General features: G+C 64.0%; 4 protein-coding genes. All 4 read right to left on the bottom strand.

The window, feature by feature from the left end:
- Positions 1 to 1,283 (bottom strand): ribonuclease J (locus EOA32_RS33520; RefSeq protein WP_145971444.1); only part of this gene is annotated, 1,283 nt, incomplete at its 3' end.
- A 49-nt stretch (positions 1,284 to 1,332) separates the two neighbouring features.
- The gene (locus tag EOA32_RS33515) at positions 1,333 to 2,154 is read right to left on the bottom strand and encodes a biotin--[acetyl-CoA-carboxylase] ligase (RefSeq protein ID WP_095779754.1); all 822 of its coding nucleotides are present in this window, start codon (positions 2,152 to 2,154) and stop codon (positions 1,333 to 1,335) included.
- 4 nt (positions 2,155 to 2,158) lie between these two features.
- Positions 2,159 to 3,595 (bottom strand): NADH-quinone oxidoreductase subunit NuoN, encoded by a 1,437-nt coding sequence (gene nuoN, locus EOA32_RS33510; protein WP_095779755.1) that lies wholly within the window; start codon positions 3,593 to 3,595, stop codon positions 2,159 to 2,161.
- A 13-nt stretch (positions 3,596 to 3,608) separates the two neighbouring features.
- The coding region (locus EOA32_RS33505; RefSeq protein ID WP_128374012.1) for an NADH-quinone oxidoreductase subunit M at positions 3,609 to 4,605 on the bottom strand (997 nt) is incomplete at its 5' end.

Below are 4,605 nucleotides of genomic sequence, written 5' to 3'. Positions count from 1 at the left end.
GGCCAGAGCCTCAACATATCGCCGTCGCGCACCTGCGCCACCTGGCCGATGCCCGACATCGACATCAGCGAGCCCTGCGCCACCAGATGCGCCGCCTCGCCGTGCACCGGCACGCCGATCTGCGGCCGCACCCATTCATACATCTTGCGCAACTCGCTGCGGCGCGGATGGCCGGAGACATGCACCAGCGCGTCGCCGTCCTCGATGATCTTCATGCCGAGGTCGATCAGCCGGTTCTTGATTTCCAGGATCGCCTTCTCGTTGCCGGGAATGGTGCGCGACGAAAACACCACCGTGTCGCCGGCCGTCAGCGCCACCGACTTCATCTCGTCGCGCGAAAGCTTCGCAAGTGCGGCCAGCGGCTCGCCCTGGCTGCCGGTGCAGATGACCACCAGATTCTCGCGCGGGATATAGCCGTAATCCTCCTCGGCAATGAATTCCGGCAGGCCGTCCATGTAGCCGAGTTCGGTCGCGACATCGATCACGCGCTTCAGCGAGCGGCCGAGCACAAGGCACTGCCGGCCTGCATCCCGCGCAGCCTTGGCGATCGAAACGATGCGCCCGACATTGGAGGAAAAGGTGGTGACCGCGACGCGGCCCTTGGCGTTTTCGATGACGCCTTTCAGGCCCTCGCCGACCGCCACTTCCGACGGCGACTCCCCTTCCCTCAGCGCATTGGTGGAATCGCAGATCAGCGCCAGCACGCCCTTGTCGCCGTAAGCGCGGAAGCGCGCCTCGTCCGTCTTGGGGCCGATCGTCGGCGCCGGATCGATCTTCCAGTCGCCGGTGTGGATTACCGTGCCGGCGGGCGTGGAGATCGCCAGCGACATCGGCTCGGGAATGGAATGCGCAACCGGGATGGCTTCGATCTCGAACGGCCCGACAGTGAACGTCTCGCCGGCCCTGTAGATCATTGCCGGGATTTTTGGCGCGTTCTGCTCGCCCTGCCGTTTGGCCTCCAGCAGGCCGGCGGTGAACGGCGTCATCCAGACCGGCACTTTGAGCTTCGGCCAGATATCGAGCAGCGCGCCGTAATGGTCCTCATGCGCATGCGTTATGACCACGCCGCGCAAGCCGTCGAGGTTCTCCTCGATGAAGCGTGTGTCGGGCAGGATCAGATCGACGCCCGGATGCGCGCTGTCCGGAAATGTGACTCCGACATCGACTACGATCCATTCGCGCGCGTCCGCGGGCCCGTATCCATAGAGGGCGAAGTTCATGCCGATCTCGCCGACGCCGCCGAGCGGCGCGAAGACGAGTTCGGCGTTCTCAGTATTCGCCATAAATCCTTTCCTTCCTGGCCAGTCAGGCCAAGCCAATCAAATCAAGTCGTCAAAGACGGGCCGACGCGACCGCGCCGAAATGCACGTCGCCGGCCGCGATCGTCAAAACAGTTCCGTCATCGTCGCGGATCACGAAACGGCAGTCCTCGTCAATGGTTTCGAAGACGCCGCGCACCACATTGCCGTCAATTCTGACAGCAACCTCGCCGCCGAGCCCCGCGGCGCGAGCCAACCAGCGTTTCCTAATCGCGCTAAGTCCCCGCCCGTCATCCCACAATCTGAAATTCTCGCTCCAGGCATCCGAGAGCGCCAGGAACAGCATCTCGGCATCGCAATTGGCGCCAAGTGCCTGCAGCGACGTCGCCGGATAAGGCAGATCCTCGGGGTATGCCACGACGTTGACGCCGATGCCGACGGCAACCGCGAAACGGCCGCCTTCGAGCAGGGTCGATTCCAGCAGGATGCCGGCAAGTTTGGCGCCGGTGGCAAGCACGTCGTTCGGCCATTTCAGCTCGAAGCGGTTGCGTCCTTCGCTGGCTCCGTCCAGGCCAACGGCGATCCGCCCTTGCGGGACGACGGCATCGAGCGCGTCGGCCAATGCAAGCCCAGCGACGAAGCCAAGCGTCGCGGCGAGCCGCAACTCGCCATTCGGAACCAGAAGCAGCGTCGCCGCCAGATTGCCTTCAGGCGTCGCCCAGGCGCGGCCGCGCCGACCGCGTCCGCTTTCCTGCCTCTTCGAGACGACCCAGAGTTTTCCCGGATCGCCCGCGCGTGCATGCTCAAGCGCCAGCGCGTTGGTCGAGCCGACGCTGTCATGGGCCTCGAGCCGGAACCCCTCCGACGCCGCGGTTGGAGCCAGCCGAAATGCCATCCCGTCAGAAGAAGGTCTTGGCGGCGGCTTCGGCATAGCTGCCGATCGGCCCGCCGATCAGCACATAGAACAGCACGAAGGCGCCGCTGACGCCGAGCACGAGGCGCAATTCGCTGGCCATCGGCACAAAGCCGCCGACAGGCTCGTCGAACCACATGATCTTGATGATGCGCAGGTAATAGTAGGCACCCACCACCGAAGCCAGCACGCCGATGATCGCCAGGGCATAGAGATGCGCGTTGATGGCGGCGAGGAACACGTACCATTTCCCCCAGAAGCCGGCGAGCGGCGGAATGCCGGCCAGCGAGAACATCAGGATGGTGAGGATGGTGGCCATGATGGGATTGGTCGAGGCCAGGCCCGCCAGATCGCCGATCTGCTCGACATTGCCCTCCTTGCGCCGCATGGCGAGGATGAAGGCGAAGGTGCCGAGCGTCATCACCAGATAGATCAGCATGTAGATCGCCACGCCGCGCACGCCGGCCTGGCTGTTCGCGGCAAGGCCGACCAGCGCGTAGCCCATATGGCCGATCGAGGAATAGGCCATCAGCCGCTTGATGTTGGTCTGGCCGATCGCGGCGAAGGCGCCGAGCGCCATCGAGGCGATCGAGATGAAGACGACGATCTGCTGCCAGTCGGCGGCGATCGGCTTGAAGGCGCCCATGGTGACGCGCACGATCAGCGCCATCGCCGCCATCTTCGGGGCGGCGGCCAGGAAGGCGGTGATCGGCGTCGGTGCGCCCTCATAGACGTCCGGCGTCCACATGTGGAACGGCACCGCCGAGATCTTGAAGGCGAGGCCGGCGAGCACGAAGACAAGGCCGAAGACAAGGCCGAGCTGGCGTTCGCCGCTGCCCAGCGCCGTCGCGATCTCGTGAAAGCCGGTGTTGCCGGTATAGCCGTAGACCAGCGAGATGCCGTAGAGCAGCATGCCCGACGACAGCGCGCCGAGAACGAAATATTTGAGGCCGGCCTCGGTCGAGCGGACATTGTCACGGTTGATCGCCGCCAGCACATAGATCGCCAGCGACTGCAGCTCGAGCCCGAGATAAAGGCCGATCATGCCGTTGGCGGAGATCATCAGCATCATGCCGAGCGTGCACAGCACGATCAGCACCGGATATTCGAACTTGTCGAAATGCTCCTGCCTGGCAAACCGCATCGACATGACGAGCGTGACCGCAGAGCCGATCAGCGCCAGCATTTTCATGAAGCGGCCGAAGGAGTCCTGGACGAAAGCGCTGCCATAGGCAGACCCCTCGCCGTCGGAGAAAGCCAGCCACAGGCCGGCGATCACAAGCACCGCGACCGCGAGCCCGGTCACCGTCATCGTGTTGTTGGAGCGCGAATAGGCGCCCACCATCAGAAGCGCCAGTGCGCCGATGGCGAGGATCAGTTCAGGCGTCGAGAGCGAAAGGCTGGAGAGAAGGTCCGGCGTCATGGTATTTCCCCGGTCAGTTCGCCGCCGCGGTCTGCGCGGAATTGATGGATGCGGTGACGTTGGTGACGAGCGCCTTGACCGACTGCGTGGTGGCATCGAAGACAGGCGCCGGATAGACGCCGAAGAAGATCACCAGCACCACCAGCGGGTAGATGATCGCCTTCTCGCGCGTCGACAGATCGAGCAGGTTCTTCAGGCTCTCCTTGGTCAGCGCCCCGAAGATCACGCGGCGGTAGAGCCAGAGCGCATAGGCCGCCGACAGGATCACGCCGGTAGCGGCGAAGAACGCCACCCAGGTGTTGATCCGAAACACGCCGAGCATGGTCAGGAACTCGCCGACGAAGCCGCTGGTGCCCGGCAGGCCGACATTGGCCATGGTGAAGATCATGAACGCGGTCGCGTATTTCGGCATGTTGTTGACCAGCCCGCCATAGGCGTCGATCTCGCGCGTATGCATGCGGTCGTAGATGACGCCGACGCACAGGAACAGCGCGCCGGAGACGAGGCCGTGGCTGAGCATCTGGAACATCGCGCCCTGCACGCCCTCCTGGTTCATCGCGAAGATGCCCATGGTGACGAAGCCCATATGGGCGACCGACGAATAGGCGATGAGCTTCTTCATGTCCTCCTGCATCAGCGCCACCAGCGAGGTGTAGATGATGGCGACGACCGATAGCGTGAAGATCAGCGGCGCGAACATTTCCGACGCCAGCGGGAACATCGGCAGCGAGAAGCGCAGGAAGCCGTATCCGCCCATCTTCAACAGGATGCCGGCCAGGATGACCGAACCCGCCGTTGGCGCCTCGACATGCGCGTCGGGCAGCCAGGTGTGCACCGGCCACATCGGCATCTTCACCGCGAAGGAGGCGAAGAAGGCGAGCCACAGCCAGGTCTGCATGTTGGCCGGGAAGTTATGCGTCAGCAGCGTGGTGATGTCGGTCGTGCCGGACTGGAAGAACATCGCCATGATGGCGAGCAGCATCAGCACCGAACCGGCGAGCGTGTAGAGG

The organism is Mesorhizobium sp. M1A.F.Ca.ET.072.01.1.1 (assembly GCF_004023325.1).
Lineage (GTDB): Bacteria > Pseudomonadota > Alphaproteobacteria > Rhizobiales > Rhizobiaceae > Mesorhizobium.
This window is presented reverse-complemented; position numbering and strand designations above follow the sequence as displayed.

Coding starts and splice junctions, on each gene's coding strand:
- EOA32_RS33515 (WP_095779754.1), bottom strand. CDS start 2,154: ATGGCATTTCGGCTGGCTCCAACCGCGGCGTCGGAGGGGTTCCGGCTC.
- nuoN (WP_095779755.1), bottom strand. CDS start 3,595: ATGACGCCGGACCTTCTCTCCAGCCTTTCGCTCTCGACGCCTGAACTG.